This window comes from Psychroserpens sp. XS_ASV72 (genome assembly GCF_041224425.1).
In the GTDB taxonomy this organism is placed as follows: domain Bacteria; phylum Bacteroidota; class Bacteroidia; order Flavobacteriales; family Flavobacteriaceae; genus Psychroserpens.
The window spans coordinates 102186-118736 of the sequence record NZ_JBGFGL010000071.1; the positions used below are offsets into that span (position 1 = coordinate 102186).

The window sequence follows — 16551 nt, forward strand, 5'->3', positions numbered from 1 at the left end:
TACTTTTGTTTGAGAAAAAATGGAATGCAACGTTACCTAACTTTTTTATTGCTGATTCTGTCTTATAGCTTATTAGCGCAGGACAAATCTAAAAGCCATCCCTTTACTTTGGATGCCAATTTGTTCTATGGGACGATTCTAGAACACAATCCTGATATTTCCCATTTAATAACAGATCATCCCACAGGTCTGATTTTAAGTTACAATCAGAAAACCTACGGATTTAAGAACTGGGAAAGCAGATACAACTATCCAGATTGGGGATTTTCATTCATTTATCAAGACATGAAGAACCATTATCTTGGTGAGAATTATAGCGTTTATGCACATTTCAATTTTTACTTTCTGAAGCGACATCTTAATTTCCGTATCGGACAAGGAATTGCATACAATACCAAGCCATACGATAAAATTGAGAATTTCAACAACAATGCCTACGGATCACACTTGTTGAGTACTACCTATGTGATGCTGAATTATAAAAAGGAAAACATTTTTAAAGGTTTGGGGCTTCAAGCCGGATTTTCAATCATTCATTATTCGAATGCCAACTTTAAGGCACCAAATAATTCAACCAACACTTTTGTGTTCAATGTTGGAGCAAATTATTTATGGGATTATGCGAATGAACCAGATTATATTCCTTCAAGTGAAGAGAAAAAATTTACAGAACCTATCAGGTATAATTTTGCATTCCGTACTGGGTTGAATGAAAGTGATATCATAGCAGTTGGTCAGTTTCCATTTTATATTGTATCAGCTTATGCCGACAAACGACTGAATCGTAAGAGTGCCATCCAATTAGGAGCTGATGTGTTTTTTTCAAAGTTTTTGGAAGAGCTTATTTATTTTTATTCTGTTGCATTTCCTGAACTGAACGTGAGTGGCGATGAAGATTGGAAGCGTGTCGGGTTTTTTGTAGGTCATGAACTTTTTATCAATAAGATGTCTTTTATAACCCAACTGGGTTATTATGTATACTATCCTTACGATTTTGAAGGTCAAGTGTATAATCGTATCGGATTGAAACGGTATTTTGGAGATCGCTTTTTTGGAGCAATCACTCTTAAATCACATGCTGCAAAAGCTGAAGCTGTCGAATTTGGAATAGGGATTAGATTATGAAAAAATTTAGCTACATCGTACTGTCAATTTTGCTTTTTGCCTGTAATGGCGAAAATGCTCCAGATTGTATTCAAAATGCTGGAAATATCATTCAGCAAGAATTTGTGGTCAATAGTTTTACTAAGATTACAGTGTTTCCAAGAGTTCAACTCATTATCAAACAAGACCAAGACCAAAGTGTTGTGGTTGAAACAGGAGAAAACTTATTAAACGACATTGAAATTAGAGTAGAGAACAACAAATTGGTTGTAAAAAACAATAACGCTTGTAATCTTACCAGAAATTATGGCATTACCAAAGTGTTTGTTAGCGCTCCAAATTTGAACGAAATTAGAAATGCTTCAGGATTAACGGTTCAAAGTGAAGGTATTTTGACTTATGACACCTTGCAATTGATTTCTGAGGATTTTACTTCGGAAGAATTTAACACAGATGGTAATTTTAATGTGTCTGTCGATTGCAATACCTTAAGGTGTGTGGTGAATAATTTATCTACCATTTTTATCAATGGTCAAACCGAAGATCTATATATTGATTATTTTTCAGGAGATGCGCGATTTGAAGGACGAAACTTAGTTGCCCAAAATATTGAGATTTTCCAACGCAGCAGTAATGATATGATTGTAAATCCGCAACAGTCTCTAATCGGTGAGATTCGCAGTACTGGGAATGTGATTGTAGTCAACACACCACCAACGGTTGAGGTACAACAATTTTATACAGGACACCTGATTTTTGAATAATAGCTATTCTGAAGTCAAAGCTCTAAAGAGGTTTTCCAAACTCTCATTTTTTTGGTTCAGTTGAAGGATTTTCAATTGGTTGTCATGGGCAAAATCAAACACGTGTGATCGCATATCTTGAGAAGTTCCAAAGGTTATTTCATATACAAAATCATGTGTGTTATTAACCGAAATAGCGTTTGGAAGCTTGAGTAAAAATTCATCTTCAACACGATAGTCAAATTCCACGATAACGGTTTGTTCTTTTCCATCACGTAAATCCTTGAGGGCTTTATCGGCAACAATTTCACCTTTATTGATAATAATAACCCGATCGCAAATGGCCTCAACTTCTTGCATGATGTGAGTCGAAAGAAAGACCGTTTTGTCTTTGCCAATAGATTGGATCAATCGTCTAATATCTACCAACTGATTGGGATCTAATCCAGTAGTCGGTTCATCCAGAATCAATACATCAGGTTCGTGTAATAAAGCATTAGCTAACCCAACACGTTGGCGATAGCCTTTTGAAAGCTGCCCTATTTTTTTATGGGCTTCAGGCGTTAAACCTGTTTGCTCAATGACTTCTGAGACACGCTGTTTTTTAATGTTATAAACGTTGGCATTAAAACTGAGATATTCCTTTACGAACATGTCAAGGTATAACGGATTGTGCTCTGGAAGGTAACCAACACTTTTTTGTACATCGGTCTTATTGGTGATGACATCAAAATCATTAACCTTGGCAATTCCTTCCGTAGCTGGAATATAAGTGGTTAAGATTTTCATAAGCGTTGACTTCCCTGCGCCATTAGGTCCAAGAAACCCAACAATCTCTCCTTTCTTTACAGAAAAGGAAATACTGTTCAAAGCCTTTTGCTCACCGTAAAGTTTTGTAATGTTTTCAACCGCAATTGACATACTATCGATTTGTTTATCCAAAAATAACAATTATAAGCAACGGACTAATTTAAATTATGAAATCTTTAAAATTTATCATATCAAACCAAAAATGTTGGGCTACAATTTTAATTTCTCAAAATAATAATTACATTAGCAATTCAGTTGATTATGAAAACATTCAATTATACATATTATAGCTGGTTTTATTTCTTTTTTAGCGAAAAGAAAGAGACGTTGTATGTATAATTTATAACCTATAAATTTAATATGAGTCTCGATGCAAATCGGGACTTTTTTTATGATTAATTCAGTAGCCATACAAGGAGTAAAAGGATCGTTTCATCATATTGTGTCCCAACAGTACTTTGATGCAAATATCAATGTCAATGAGTTTTTAACCTTTGATGAGGTTGTTGATAGCGTACTTGATAAAAAAAGCGATGCTGCTATTATGGCTATTGAAAATTCCATTGCAGGTTCAATTTTACCTAATTATGCCTTGATTGATAGCCAAGGTTTACATATTGTAGGTGAGCACTATTTAGATATTCAGCACCACTTGATGGCTCTCCCAAATCAGCGTATTGAAGATATTAAGGAAGTACATTCGCATCCTATGGCTTTATTACAATGTAAGGCCTTTTTGAAAAACCATCCGCATATTAAATTGGTGGAAGATCGTGATACAGCTGAAGTTGCCGCTCGAATACATAAAGAAAATATTAAGAATATTGCCGCAATTGCATCCAAATTGGCCTCTGAACTTTTTGAATTGGACATTATAGCAGAAAGCATTCAAACCATCAAACACAATGAGACACGATTTTTTATTGTGAAGTCGAAAAATTCTGAAATTCCAACAGAAGACATCAATAAAGCTTCCATAAAGTTTGAATTAGACCATAAAAGAGGAAGTTTAGCGACTATTTTAAATGTGTTAAGCGATTGTAAGTTAAATTTAACCAAGATACAATCGCTTCCAAAGATTGAAACACCTTGGAAATACGCGTTCTTTGTTGATATCACTTTTGAAACCTATAGTGATTATGCAAAGGCGAAGTCCATAATGGAGATTATGGCTCAGGATTTTAAGGTTCTTGGAGAATATAAAAACGCAAAGCAATGATACCCTTAGCTAACCGATTACAAAACGTTGAAGAATATTACTTCTCAAAAAAATTGAGAGAAGTAAGACTATTGGAGTCCCAAGGGAAACCTATAATCAATCTTGGAATTGGGAGTCCAGATCTGAGTCCGCCAGAACGTGTTTTAAATGCTTTGGTTGAAACCTTTAACGAAGATGGCGCCCATAAGTACCAAAGTTACCAAGGCATCCCAGAGCTAAGGGAAGCCATAACCGATTTCTATAAGCGACACTTTAATGTGCCTTTAAGTCCGTTGTCGGAAGTATTGCCATTGTTGGGAAGTAAAGAAGGTATCATGCATGTGTCATTGGCATTTTTGAATCCAGGAGATGAGGTGTTGATACCAAACCCAGGTTATCCTTCGTATGAATCGGTAACTAAATTGGTAGGTGCTCAACCGAGGTTTTATGATTTAAAGGAAGAGAATCAATGGTTTCCTGATTTGTTGGAATTGGAGAAACAAGGAGTGGAAAAGGTGAAGTTGATGTGGGTAAATTATCCACACATGCCAACAGGAGCTCAAGCGACCAATAAGTTGTTTGAAGATTTGATCACTTTTGCTAAGCGCCATCAAATTTTGATTGTAAACGACAATCCCTACAGTTTTATATTGAACCGCTATCCGAGAAGTATTCTCAAATATAGAGATGCCAAAGAAGTTTGTATGGAACTGAACTCCTTGAGTAAAACCTTTAATATGGCTGGATGGCGTGTTGGTATGCTCATGGGCAAACCAGAGTATATCCAAGCGGTTTTGCGTGTGAAAAGTAATATGGATTCAGGAATGTTTTTGGGAATCCAAAAAGGCGCTATTGAAGCTTTGAATTGTTCCGATATGTGGTTTATGAGCTTGAATAGTGTTTACGAACAACGTCGCGAAGTGGTCTGGAAAATTGCTGAAGCACTTAATTGCACTTACGATTCCACTGCCGCTGGATTGTTCGTTTGGTGTAAACTTCCAGATTATTTGAATGCTGAGGATTATGTTGATGTGATACTAAAGGAAAAATCAGTCTTCATTGCACCAGGAACTATTTTTGGTAGTAATGGAGATCGTTATATAAGAATTTCGCTTTGTGCCTCTCAAGATGCATTGGAAGAAGCCCTGAAAAGATTATCATAAATGAAAAACGTTTACATCATAGGAGTTGGTTTGATTGGTGGAAGTCTAGCTATGGATTTGAAAAGCAGCAATACACAAATACAAGTTTTCGGAATCGATAGCAATGCATCGCATTTGGAAGAAGCTTTATCACTTGGTATTATTGATGCCACAGCTGAACACTCCGATTTGGATAAAGCTGATTTGGTCATACTTGCAATTCCTGTTGATAAAGCCCTTGTGGAGTTGCCTAAAGTTTTGGATGCTATTTCAGATGAAACTCTTGTGATTGATGTTGGCTCCACTAAATTACCTATTTGTAATGTGGTAAGTAATCACGACAAACGTCGTAACTTTTTGGCAACCCATCCTATTGCTGGAACTGAATTTTCGGGTCCGAAAGCAGCTATTCATAACTTGTTTCAGAATAAAACAAATATTATATGCGAGGTTGAAAAAACAGCTTTCAAGCTTCAGGAGGAAGCTTTGCAGCTCTTTTCAGATTTAGGGATGCGTATTCGCTATATGAATCCTGAAGCACACGACAAACATATTGCTTATGTATCGCATTTATCACATATCAGTTCATTTATGTTGGGAAAAACAGTCATCGAAAAAGAGAAGAATGAGCGTGATATTTTTGATATGGCTGGTAGTGGTTTTGAAAGTACGGTTCGATTGGCAAAGAGTTCACCAGCCATGTGGACACCCATTTTTAAACAAAATAAAGCAAATGTCATTGAAACACTTGATGAGTACATTCAAAATCTGAAACACTTCAAGCAACTTATGGAAAGTGATGATTTTGATGAGATTTACAATGACATGGAGAATACAAATCATATAAAAGAGATATTAAAAGGAATTGCTTAAAAAATAACTATGGAAAATAAAAAAGAAATGAGAGCATGGTTAGATGATTTAAATTTAAATCATCCGTTGGTAATCGCTGGACCATGTAGTGCGGAAACAGAAAATCAAGTCATGGCTATAGCTCATGAACTAAAAGATACAGATGTTAATTATTACAGAGCAGGCATTTGGAAACCAAGAACGCGTCCTGGAAATTTTGAAGGTGTTGGCGCTTTAGGTCTAAAATGGCTGCAGCGCGTAAAGGAGGAAACTGGATTGAAAACAGCTACCGAAGTTGCTAATCGTACACATGTAGAGTTGGCCTTGCAGCACGATGTTGATTTGCTATGGATTGGCGCACGCTCCACCGTAAGTCCTTTTATAGTTCAGGAAATAGCTGATGCCTTGAAAGGAACAGATAAAATTGTTTTGGTAAAAAATCCGGTCAATCCTGACTTGCCCTTATGGTTAGGCGCTATTGAGCGATTGAGTTCTGCCAATATCAAAAAGTTGGGCGTGATTCATAGAGGGTTTTCAACCTATGAGAAATCAAAATATCGAAACAATCCAGAATGGCAGATTGCTATTGAGCTTCAAACTAGATTTCCAGATTTGCCTTTAATCAATGATCCTTCACACATTACTGGAAAGCGTGATATGATTTTTGATGTGTCGCAAACGGCTTTAGATTTAAATTTTGACGGATTGATGATTGAAACGCATACCGATCCAAACAATGCATGGAGTGATGCTGCGCAACAGGTAACGCCACAAACTTTGGTTCAAATCATGAAAGATTTGAGAATCCGTAAGGAAACCGATCCCGAAGCCGATTACAATAATGAACTGAATAATTTAAGAGCTCAAATTGATGTGGTAGACCACCAGTTGATTGAATTGCTAGGAAAACGTATGAAAGTAGCCGATAATATTGGTCAATTAAAAAAGAAAAAGAATGTAGCTGTGTTGCAAAGCAAGCGCTGGAATGAAATTTTAGGCAAAATGGTTCTTGAAGGTGATGAGAAAGGTTTGAGTGAGGAATTTATCTTACGACTGTTTAAAGCCATTCACCAAGAATCGATAAACCATCAAGAAAAGATTATCAATCACTAATAAAAAAGCCTCGAGAAATCGAGGCTTTTTGCTTAAGTTTCAGAGTGTCAAATATTTGTTCGCTGCATGATTTTATAATATTAATCAAATTTTAATTTGATAACTTAATTAAAATTCTATTTTTGTTTCTGAAAGAAAATACTTTCACTAACAACAACAAGATTAATACTTATGATTAAAAAATTAATGTGTCTATCCATGATGCTAAGTCTGTCATGGATGGTCAATTCACAAACTATTGGGCCAATAACGATTACCCACGGTCAAGAAATTGAAGCAGACAAAGAAAAAATCGTTAGAATTGCTGGTGAAGCCAATGGAAAAATCTACACTTTAGCTTCAAAAAAGGATAATTTTTACATTAAAGTCTTTAACTCAGAAGACATGTCCTTGATTTCAACCAATGAAATCGAAATGAAGGATTTTAAAGATAAAGAACCTGAATTCGAGGAAATTGCTGTAATTGATGGTCGTATTTATATTCTAGGGAGTGTTTATGACAAAAAGGAAAAAGTGGCAAATCTTTTAGCTGTAGAGATTTCTGAAGATGGAAAGCTTACAGACAACGCTAAAAAATTATTTTCTACAAAAGTGACTAAAAATCGTGAAAGAGGTGCTTTTTATATCAAGGAGTCACCAAATCTTGACCGACTTTTAATTCTTCACGCAGCATTATTTGATAAAGAGGAAGTCATTCAATATGAAATCAAATTGGTCAATAACAATTTGGATATTATGGCTGAATACTTAGAAAAAGTCCCTTTTAACGATAGAAGAGATCTCGAGTTTGACATTGCAGATTTTGATGTGAATTTTAATGATGACTTTTTTATAGTAATCAATGAGAGTTTTAGAGACAAAAAGACTAAAACCAATCATGAGAAATTTCAATTACATGCTTTCAAAGCTGCTAATGGTTACCAAAAGGAAGTGACAGATATCGCTTTTACCGATAAGGAAATCATCAATTGCGAAATGCTTGCTGGTGATGATGGTAGAGTGCGTTTGGTTGGATTTTATTCTAGTGTAAGGAAGAGCGGAAAAGCCAATAAAGAGCTTAAAGGCGTTTATGCTTCTGTTGTAGATGTGAATTCAAATAGCGTTGAGCAATTGAAGTTCAATGAATTTGATTACGAAACCAAAGTGAAGCTTATTGGTGAAAGAAGAGCTAAAAAAGGAAAGGATGTAAAACCACTTTATGTAACCCATAGTTTGGTTCAGAAAAGTGATGGTGGACTCATATTGTTGTCTGAATACCAACAAATTGTCGTTGGTCGTTCTTCTGGAATTGGTCCATTAGCGTTTACGCCTGTGACACACATTAACAATGAAATTATTGTGACGTCTATCAATCCTGATGGAACTGTAGGTTGGTCTAATGTCATCCCTAAAAAGCAGAAAGCAGCCTATACAACGATGTCTATTGGTTTTGCTGCATTTTCTGGAAACTCGAATTTTACAGTAAGTGCTGGAGTTAGTGTCCCTGTTGCGGTTTTAGGAAAAGGACCAGAGTACTTAAGTGCTATGCCTGTTTACGAAAACGGTAAATTGACGGTTATTTTTAATGATAACACCAAAAACTATGGTGTTACAGATATTGAAGAAATTAAGTGGTTAGGAAATTATAACAAGGCAGTTCCAACAGCTATGACTTTTGATGATAACGGTGAAATTACTCGTTTAGATCAAGAAGATGTACAAAAGCAACAACTGGTGTTAAGGCCAAGAGTGTTTTTTAGAAAAACAGATAAAGAATATATTATTTATTCTTCTAGAAAATCTCAAGATAAACTAGGACGTATGTCTGTAAACTAAGATAGATAGGGTTTCTTATCGAATAAAAAAGACCATCATTTGATGGTCTTTTTGTTTTTTTGGAATTATTGTTTGTTGCGTTTGAATATATAACGTGTAATAAAAATTCCGTTGCCATCACCTTTACCGCCTTCACTTTCAACAGCACTGGTTACAAAAGCCAATTCCCAACCTTCCTCAATCATGGCATTTATTTTAGAGGTAATAACGGCATCATTTGCAGCGATATTTTGAAAACGGATTCCACCTAAATTATAGAAATTCAACAATTTGGTTTCCTCAAAATTCTTGACTCTGATGTCTTTCCGTTTTGATTTGTTTCTTGTGTTATCCTCTTCAGTTTGTTCAGAAGTGAATTCCTTGTAATCACGTTCTTCCGTAGCTGAAACTATTCTTGAGCGACCTAATCCGTTTGGTACAATAGACTCGACACTGGTAATGATTTTGTATTCAACTTGGGCTAACACATCTGAAAATGATAAAAGTGCAATAGCACTTAACAACGCTAATTTTTTCATGTTTTTGAGATTTTTGAAGATTAAAAAAACAAGATACTGGTTATGAGTGAACTATAAAAATATTATTCTTAGTACCAAAATGGAATAGCGAATAATAGAATACGAAAATAGAGATGTTGTGTTTAGAAAATTCCTTAATTTGCTCGATATTTAACTGAATGACTGGAACTGTTTACAAATCTACTGGAAGCTGGTACACCGTAAAGACCGATTTAGGGGCTTTATACCAATGCCGAATAAAGGGTAAATTCCGAATTAAAGGAATCAAAAGCACCAATCCAATTGCTGTTGGTGATGTCGTCGATTTTGAATTGGAAACCCACAACGATGATACTACGGGAGTTATCAATTTTATTCATGACCGGAAAAATTATATCGTTCGTAAATCTGTAAACTTATCGAAGCAAACCCATATTATCGCTTCCAATGTTGATCAGGTGTTTTTATTAATTACCATAAACAACCCGCAAACCTTTACTAGTTTTATTGATCGCTTTTTAGTCACTGCGGAAGCTTATTCTATAACAACCATTTTGGTTTTCAATAAAGTAGATTCATACGACCAAGAGGCTATGGACGAGCTCAAATTTTTAGCGCATACATACAGAAAGATAGGTTATGAATGTATTGAGGTGTCTGCACTAACAGGTCAAAATGTCGATAAGATAAAGTCCTTAATGACTGATAAAGTAAGCATGTTTTCAGGGCATTCGGGTGTCGGGAAATCAACCTTGATCAATACCATTGAGCCAGAACTGGATCTTAAAACCAAATCCATTTCAGTACAACACCAACAAGGTCAGCATACCACCACATTTGCGGAAATGTTCGATTTGAGTTTTGGAGCCAAAATAATTGATACGCCTGGAATCAAAGGTTTTGGTGTTGTGGATATGGATAAGGAAGAAGTAGGTGATTATTTTCCAGAGTTTTTCGAGCTGAAACAACACTGTAAGTTTAATAACTGTTTGCATCTTGAAGAACCCAAATGTGCTGTTAAGGAAGCATTAGACAATAATGAGGTGTCCTTTTCAAGATATCGAAGTTACCTTCAGATTTTAGAGGGAGAAGATGAACATTATCGAACTGATAACTACGATGAACAATAATAAATGAAGGTAGTAATCCAAAGGGTAACCAGCGCTAGTGTGACAATAGCAACCAATAAAGTCGCTTCCATTGGAAATGGGATGTTGGTATTGCTCGGGATAGAAGATGAGGATGCATTTGAGGACATTCAATGGTTAGTAAACAAAATAGCCAATCTTCGTATTTTTTCTGATGAAGCTCAAGTGATGAATAAATCCCTTTTAGATATAGATGGTGATGCCATAGTTGTTAGCCAATTTACGTTGCATGCAAGTACCAAAAAAGGGAATCGTCCAAGTTATATTAAAGCCGCAAAGCCTGATATTGCTATTCCTTTGTATGAGGCATTTGTAGATGAACTAGAAGCTAAGCTTTCCAAAAAAGTTCAGACAGGTGAATTTGGAGCTGATATGAAAGTTGAGCTGTGTAATGATGGTCCTGTTACCATTATTATTGACACCAAAAATAAAATCTAACCCCATTTTTTTGTCACTCTTCTAAGATTAAATTTAGATTAAATGGAGTAGAATATAATCTAAAAATTTTCTAGTCAAGCATTTATTTTTACTTTAGTAAACTCACTAAGTCAATAAATATGATTAGAACGTCGTGGTTGCTTTTTCTGCTTTTGCTTATACCGACATTTGACTATTCACAAGAAAAAGAATTACTTCAGTCTTTTTTGATTTCACTTGAACTCACTGAAAATGCCAATGCTGTTGTGAGAATGGAAAATACCAATATTGAAATTCTCTCCATAGATAGAATGGTTATGACCAAGAAAAGAATTGTAACCATCCTGAATTCTTCAGCCAATAATAAGCATAGAGCCTATGCAAACTATGATGAAAGCACAAAAATCAAAAAGCTTGAAGCTACAATTTATGATAAGTTTGGAGAAGAGATCAAAAAGATAAAAGAACGTGATTTTATTGATCAATCTGCAGTTAGTGGTGGAACTTTGTATTCTGATAGTCGTGTAAAGTATTTAGATTACACACCTATTTCATATCCTTATACGGTTGTTTTTGAGGTTGAAGTCGAGTATAGGTCCACTGCGTTTATTCATTCTTGGACACCAATCGAAGGTTTTTATACAAGTACACAAAGCGCATCCTATAGAATTCAAAATAATACAGGTATAGAGCTTAAGGTTAAAGCTACAAATTTGGAACATTACAATATTGAAAAGATTGATGACACGAATTATAAAGCAAAAAATCTAAAAGCTTTACGATATGAGTCTTACAGTCCGTCATTTGATGTTTTTGCACCCAAATTAGAAGTGGCTTTATTAGAGTTTTCTTATGAAGGTTACAATGGTCATACCAGAGATTGGGAAAGTATGGGTAAATGGATGTATGATGAATTGCTACAAGATAGAGACCTTGTGTCTGAATCTACAAAAGCTATTATTTTAGGTCTTGTTGAAGGTATTGAAGATCCCATTGAAAAGGCTGAAATAGTTTATAATTATGTTCAAGAAAACACCAGATATGTTAGTGTCCAAGAAGGAATTGGAGGAATACAACCTATTGAAGCTTCTATGGTAGATAAGGTTAAGTATGGAGATTGTAAAGGGCTTTCCAATTATACCAAAGCATTACTAGACATTGTTGGTGTTGAATCTTACTATACCAGAGTTTATGGCTCTGATGAGTTGGTTAATGTTAATGAAGATTTTGTGACTTTTATTGGGCAAACAAACCATGTCATCCTATATCTGCCATATGAAGGAACTGATTACTGGCTAGAGTGCACTAGTCAAACAACTCCTTTCGGATTTACGGCAAATTTTACAGATGATAGGGACGTTTTTGTAATTTCACCTGAAGGTGGTAAAATTGTCCATACTAAAGCCTATAAAACCGACGAAAATTTATTGGATACAAAAGCTGAAATTGTTTTTGATGAAAACGGGAGTTTTGAGGCCAAAGTCGTTTCAAAATCTTATGGTACTCAGTATGGACGTCATAGTGAAAAGGAACTTCTGACTAGTAAAGACTGTGAGCTTTCCTTCAAGAATTATTGGAGTTATATCAACGCCCTTAATATTCAGGAAATAGATTTTGAAAACGATAAGGATAGTATCGTTTTTACTGAGTCCTTAAAGTTATCTGCTACTCGCTATGCAGCAAAAGCAGGGAATCGACTCTTGCTTCAGCCAAATGCGTTCAATAGAATTGAATCTGCTCCTAAACGTTATTCAAAAAGAACCTTGCCATTTGAAATTGAAAGGGGTTTTTCAGATACCGACAGTTATACCATCGAAATCCCAGAAAACTTTACAGTGGAGGCTCTTATGGATGCCATTTCCATAGAAAATAAATTTGGAACGTATAAAGCTTCCGTAACCAAAATAGCTGATAATAAGCTTGAATACAAGCGTGAATTTGTGATACATAAAGGCCAGTATGCTAAAGAAGAATATAAAGACTTCAGGGAATTTTGGCTTAATGTTGTAAAACACGATAAATCTAAAATTGTTGTAAAACCTAAAACCTAATACATGAAAAAAATCCTATGTATCATCATCTTGTTGGTATCACAAATATCAATCAGCCAGAATTATAGATTTGGTAAAGTAAGTGAGGAGGAAATTCAAGAAAAAACGCATCCAGAGTATCCAGAAGCAAGTGCAGCTATATTGTATAAAAATATTAAGGTGAGTTTTGATTATCAGCAAAGTAGAGGTTTTGTACAGAATAAAGACGTGCATGAGCGTATTAAGATCTACACTAAAGAAGGCTTTGATTATGCCACTCGAATATTCAATCTTTATCAAGGTGAGCGTAGTTCAGATTCAGAAGAAGTATTGTCATTAAAGGCGTATACATACAATCTTGAAGGAGGAAAAATAGTAAAGGAAAAGCTCGATAAAGATGGTATTTTTGAAGAAGAGACTAGCCGATACAATAAGCGATATAAGTTTACAATGCCTAACGTAAAGGAAGGCTGTGTTATTGAGTTTGAATACACCATCCAATCCGTCTTTTCAGCTATTGATGATGTAGAAATCCAGCAAATGATTCCTATTAAGCGTATGGAGCTAAAGATAATAACTCCAGAGTACTATAAGTATTCTAGAGTTTTAAACCCAAAAGCAAGCTATGTACCGCCATTTCAGGAAATAAAAGGAAGAGATCAAATCAGATATCAGACAAAATCTTCAGGAAGAAGTAACAGTAATATGACACAATTTACGACAGAGTCAATTGATCTGGAAACAAATATCATTTCAGCTGATCTTGATAATATACCTCCATTGAAAAATGAGAGTTATGTAGATAACTTAAGAAATTATCAAGCTAAGATTATCATGGAGCTCGTTCAGATTGATTTTCCAGGAGAGCAACTTAAGAACCTTTCAACTTCATGGGAAAAAGTAACCAAAACAATTTATAACAGTCAAGAGTTTGGTGAGCAATTACGAAAAGACAGATATTATAAGGATGATATTGATGCTTTGTTGTCTTCAGCACAAACAAACGATCCGATTCAAAAAGCGGGATTGGTTTACAATTTTGTTAAATCTAAAGTAAAATGGAATGATTACTATGGTTACTTTACAGATCAAGGAGTTACCAAAGCTTATAAGGAAGGTGTAGGTAACATTGGCGACATCAACTTAATGTTAACCTCAATGTTGCGTTACGTGGGATTAGATGCTAACCCAGTTTTGATCAGTACTAAAAACAATGGTATTCCTTTAGTGCCAACTCGAAACGGTTTCAATTATGTGGTGTCGGCAGTAAGTTTTGATGGAGGCATTGTACTTCTCGATGCTTCAAGAAAGTTCTGTACGGCAAATATAATGCCTGTCAATACTTTAAACTGGATGGGAAGAATGATTAGAGAAGATGGAAGTTCGGGTTGGATTAACCTCGTTCCAAGCATGTCTTCTAAGGAGTCAGTATCCTTGAATGTGAAACTAAATGAAGACCTTTCAGCGTCAGGTAAAGCTCGTCATCAATACACGAATTATCAAGCTAAAAACATTCGTAATCGTTTCAACAATATGGGAGATGATCAAATAGCGGAAAGTATCGCAAGTGGTAATGGTGAAATTGAAATTTCGGAACTGGAAGTTGAGCATTTATATGATTTGAATGAACCAGTAAATGAATCGTATTCCTACGTTTTAGATAATGCTATGGAGGATATTGGTGGCAATTTGTATGTGAAACCAATGTTGTTTTTAACATCAGAAGAGAATCCTTTTAAAGCAGACACAAGGGTTTATCCAATTGATTTCGTTTACCCGATTTCTGATTCCTACAGAATCAATGTCATGCTTCCTGAAGGCTATGCAATAGAATCTCTTCCTGAAAGCATTAAATACCAATTTAATGGAACCGATGGGGAATTTACTTACTTCGCTAAAGCCAATGGAAATTTTATTCAGTTCATTATTTCGTTTGACCTTAATAAAACTTTAATTTTACCGGAGGAATATGAACAATTCAAAGAGTTTTTTCAGTTAATGATTGAAAAACAGAATGAACAGGTTGTTCTCAAAAAGGTTTAAATGGATTTAAAACACGCACAACTCGATGTTGATCAATGGATAAAAACCCATGGTGTTCGTTATTTCAATGAACTTACCAATATGGCACAACTTACTGAAGAAGTAGGCGAAGTAGCTCGTATCATAGCTCGTCGTTATGGGGAACAAAGTGAAAAGGAAAGTGATAAAGACAAGGACTTGGGAGAAGAGCTTGCCGATGTCGTTTTTGTAGTACTTTGCTTGGCTAATCAAACTGGTATTGATCTTCAAAAAGCCTTTGATAAAAAAATGGATAAGAAGACCAAGAGAGATCATGATAGGCATCATAACAACGAGAAACTAAAGTAGTTAAAAAATTAAACACCTCTTTTCTGCTAGAGGTATAAAAGCCTAAGAATGAACGTGCATCTTCTTAAATCCTCAGTTGTCAATAATTCCCATATAACCATTACAGGTTCAAAAAGTGAATCCAATAGGTTATTGTTACTTCAGGCTTTATTTCCAACCCTGAACATTAAAAACCTCTCCAATTCTGACGATACCAAAGTAATGCAAAGAGCTTTACAAAGTTCAGAAAATGTTATTGATATTCATCACGCTGGAACTGCCATGCGGTTTCTTACGGCTTATTTTGCAACACAAAAAGATAAGAATGTCGTACTAACTGGTTCATCAAGAATGAAGGAGCGTCCCATAGAAATTTTGGTCGATGCGCTAAGAAGCCTTGGAGCAAACATAGACTATTTAGAAACTGAAGGTTGCCCTCCATTAAAAGTTTACGGACAAGAACTTACAAAAGATCAAGTGACTTTAAATGCCAATGTAAGTAGTCAATATATTTCAGCTTTACTACTCATAGCACCAAAACTTAAAAACGGATTGCAGTTGATCCTAAAAGGGCACATAACTTCTTTGCCCTACATCAATATGACCTTGCAATTGTTAAATAGTATTGGTGTGGAAACTAAGTTCGAAGATAACAAGATTACAGTATTTCCCTTGATAGAAAATCCAACTAAAGAAACCCTAATTGTAGAGTCAGATTGGTCTTCAGCATCTTATTTTTTTAGTATCGTGGCTTTAAGTCCGTTGGGCACGACCATAAAACTGTCATCATACAAGCCTCAAAGCTTGCAAGGTGATTCAGTATTGATTGCTATTTATAAAGATTTCGGAGTTTCTACTACTTATGAGGATCATACGCTCATTTTGAAAAAGGATAGTGAGAATCATAAAATAAAAAGTTACGACTTAAATCGAGCTCCAGATATTGCCCAAACAATTGCTATCACTTGCTTTGCCTTAGGAATAGAATGTCATATTACAGGATTGCATACCTTGAAAATTAAGGAAACCGATCGATTGGAAGCTTTGAAAATTGAAATCGAAAAATTAGGTGGTCAACTTTCCATAACAGGAGAATCACTTCATTTAAAAAAAGCAGAAGACATTACATCTAGCGTTGCCATTGAAACTTACAACGATCATAGAATGGCTATGGCTTTTGCACCATTGGCCTTGAAAGTGCCATTACAGATATGTGATGCCGAGGTTGTGAGCAAGTCTTATCCTGGTTTTTGGAACGATTTAGAAGCCCTCGGATTTGCGTTTTCAGAATAAAAACCGCTATTTACTTGACAACCCCTACTTTGAGATTGTA

At 35.3% G+C, this 16551-nt stretch carries 15 protein-coding genes; 13 read left to right on the forward strand and 2 right to left on the reverse strand.

Features of this window, described 5'->3' with window-relative positions:
* Window positions 1–24 precede the first annotated feature (24 nt).
* Together AB9K26_RS04215 and AB9K26_RS04220 are read left to right on the forward strand one after the other, a co-directional pair.
* Window positions 25–1125: an acyloxyacyl hydrolase gene (locus AB9K26_RS04215; RefSeq protein ID WP_369971291.1), complete on the forward strand. Its 1101-nt coding sequence runs from the start codon at window positions 25–27 to the stop codon at window positions 1123–1125.
* Window positions 1122–1868 (forward strand): head GIN domain-containing protein, encoded by a 747-nt coding sequence (locus AB9K26_RS04220; protein WP_369971292.1) that lies wholly within the window; start codon window positions 1122–1124, stop codon window positions 1866–1868. The genes AB9K26_RS04215 and AB9K26_RS04220 overlap by 4 nt, the downstream gene beginning before the upstream one ends.
* A 3-nt stretch (window positions 1869–1871) precedes the next feature.
* On the opposite strand, the gene gldA is transcribed toward AB9K26_RS04220, so the two are convergent.
* Window positions 1872–2768 carry a gliding motility-associated ABC transporter ATP-binding subunit GldA gene (gene gldA, locus AB9K26_RS04225; protein ID WP_369971539.1) on the reverse strand — a complete coding sequence of 299 codons (897 nt, stop codon included), beginning with the start codon at window positions 2766–2768 and terminating at the stop codon, window positions 1872–1874.
* Window positions 2769–3048: 280 nt separating this feature from the next.
* Here gldA and AB9K26_RS04230 point away from each other — a divergent pair, with 280 nt between their 5' ends.
* The 5 genes from AB9K26_RS04230 (at window position 3049) to AB9K26_RS04250 (ending at window position 8777) form a co-directional block, all read left to right on the forward strand.
* Complete coding sequence (locus AB9K26_RS04230) at window positions 3049–3876, forward strand: prephenate dehydratase (RefSeq protein ID WP_369971293.1); 828 nt, start codon at window positions 3049–3051, stop codon at window positions 3874–3876.
* Window positions 3873–5018, forward strand: coding sequence for a pyridoxal phosphate-dependent aminotransferase (locus tag AB9K26_RS04235; RefSeq protein WP_369971294.1), 1146 nt, complete (start codon window positions 3873–3875; stop codon window positions 5016–5018). The genes AB9K26_RS04230 and AB9K26_RS04235 overlap by 4 nt, the downstream gene beginning before the upstream one ends.
* Window positions 5019–5870 carry a prephenate dehydrogenase gene (locus AB9K26_RS04240; RefSeq protein WP_369971295.1) on the forward strand — a complete coding sequence of 284 codons (852 nt, stop codon included), beginning with the start codon at window positions 5019–5021 and terminating at the stop codon, window positions 5868–5870. It begins immediately after the preceding gene.
* Window positions 5871–5879: 9 nt separating this feature from the next.
* Window positions 5880–6962: a chorismate mutase gene (locus AB9K26_RS04245; RefSeq protein WP_369971296.1), complete on the forward strand. Its 1083-nt coding sequence runs from the start codon at window positions 5880–5882 to the stop codon at window positions 6960–6962.
* Between the two features lie 171 nt (window positions 6963–7133).
* On the forward strand, window positions 7134–8777 hold the full coding sequence (locus AB9K26_RS04250) for a hypothetical protein (RefSeq protein WP_369971297.1): 1644 nt from the start codon (window positions 7134–7136) through the stop codon (window positions 8775–8777).
* A 65-nt stretch (window positions 8778–8842) separates the two neighbouring features.
* On the opposite strand, the gene AB9K26_RS04255 is transcribed toward AB9K26_RS04250, so the two are convergent.
* Window positions 8843–9295, reverse strand: a complete 453-nt coding sequence (locus AB9K26_RS04255) for a hypothetical protein (RefSeq protein WP_369971298.1) — start codon at window positions 9293–9295, stop codon at window positions 8843–8845.
* A 158-nt stretch (window positions 9296–9453) separates the two neighbouring features.
* On the opposite strand from AB9K26_RS04255, the gene rsgA reads away from it, so the two are divergent.
* The 6 genes from rsgA (at window position 9454) to AB9K26_RS04285 (ending at window position 16511) form a co-directional block, all read left to right on the forward strand.
* The gene (gene rsgA, locus AB9K26_RS04260; protein WP_369971299.1) at window positions 9454–10404 is read left to right on the forward strand and encodes a ribosome small subunit-dependent GTPase A; all 951 of its coding nucleotides are present in this window, start codon (window positions 9454–9456) and stop codon (window positions 10402–10404) included.
* 3 nt (window positions 10405–10407) lie between these two features.
* Window positions 10408–10860, forward strand: a complete 453-nt coding sequence (gene dtd, locus AB9K26_RS04265) for a D-aminoacyl-tRNA deacylase (protein ID WP_369971300.1) — start codon at window positions 10408–10410, stop codon at window positions 10858–10860.
* Window positions 10861–10979: 119 nt separating this feature from the next.
* On the forward strand, window positions 10980–12890 hold the full coding sequence (locus AB9K26_RS04270; protein ID WP_369971301.1) for a DUF3857 domain-containing protein: 1911 nt from the start codon (window positions 10980–10982) through the stop codon (window positions 12888–12890).
* A gap of 3 nt (window positions 12891–12893) precedes the next feature.
* Window positions 12894–14912, forward strand: coding sequence for a DUF3857 domain-containing protein (locus AB9K26_RS04275; protein ID WP_369971302.1), 2019 nt, complete (start codon window positions 12894–12896; stop codon window positions 14910–14912).
* Entirely contained in the window at window positions 14913–15239 is a 327-nt protein-coding gene (locus AB9K26_RS04280) for a nucleotide pyrophosphohydrolase (RefSeq protein ID WP_369971303.1), read from the forward strand. It begins immediately after the preceding gene.
* Between the two features lie 48 nt (window positions 15240–15287).
* Entirely contained in the window at window positions 15288–16511 is a 1224-nt protein-coding gene (locus AB9K26_RS04285; protein ID WP_369971304.1) for a 3-phosphoshikimate 1-carboxyvinyltransferase, read from the forward strand.
* Window positions 16512–16551 lie beyond the last annotated feature (40 nt).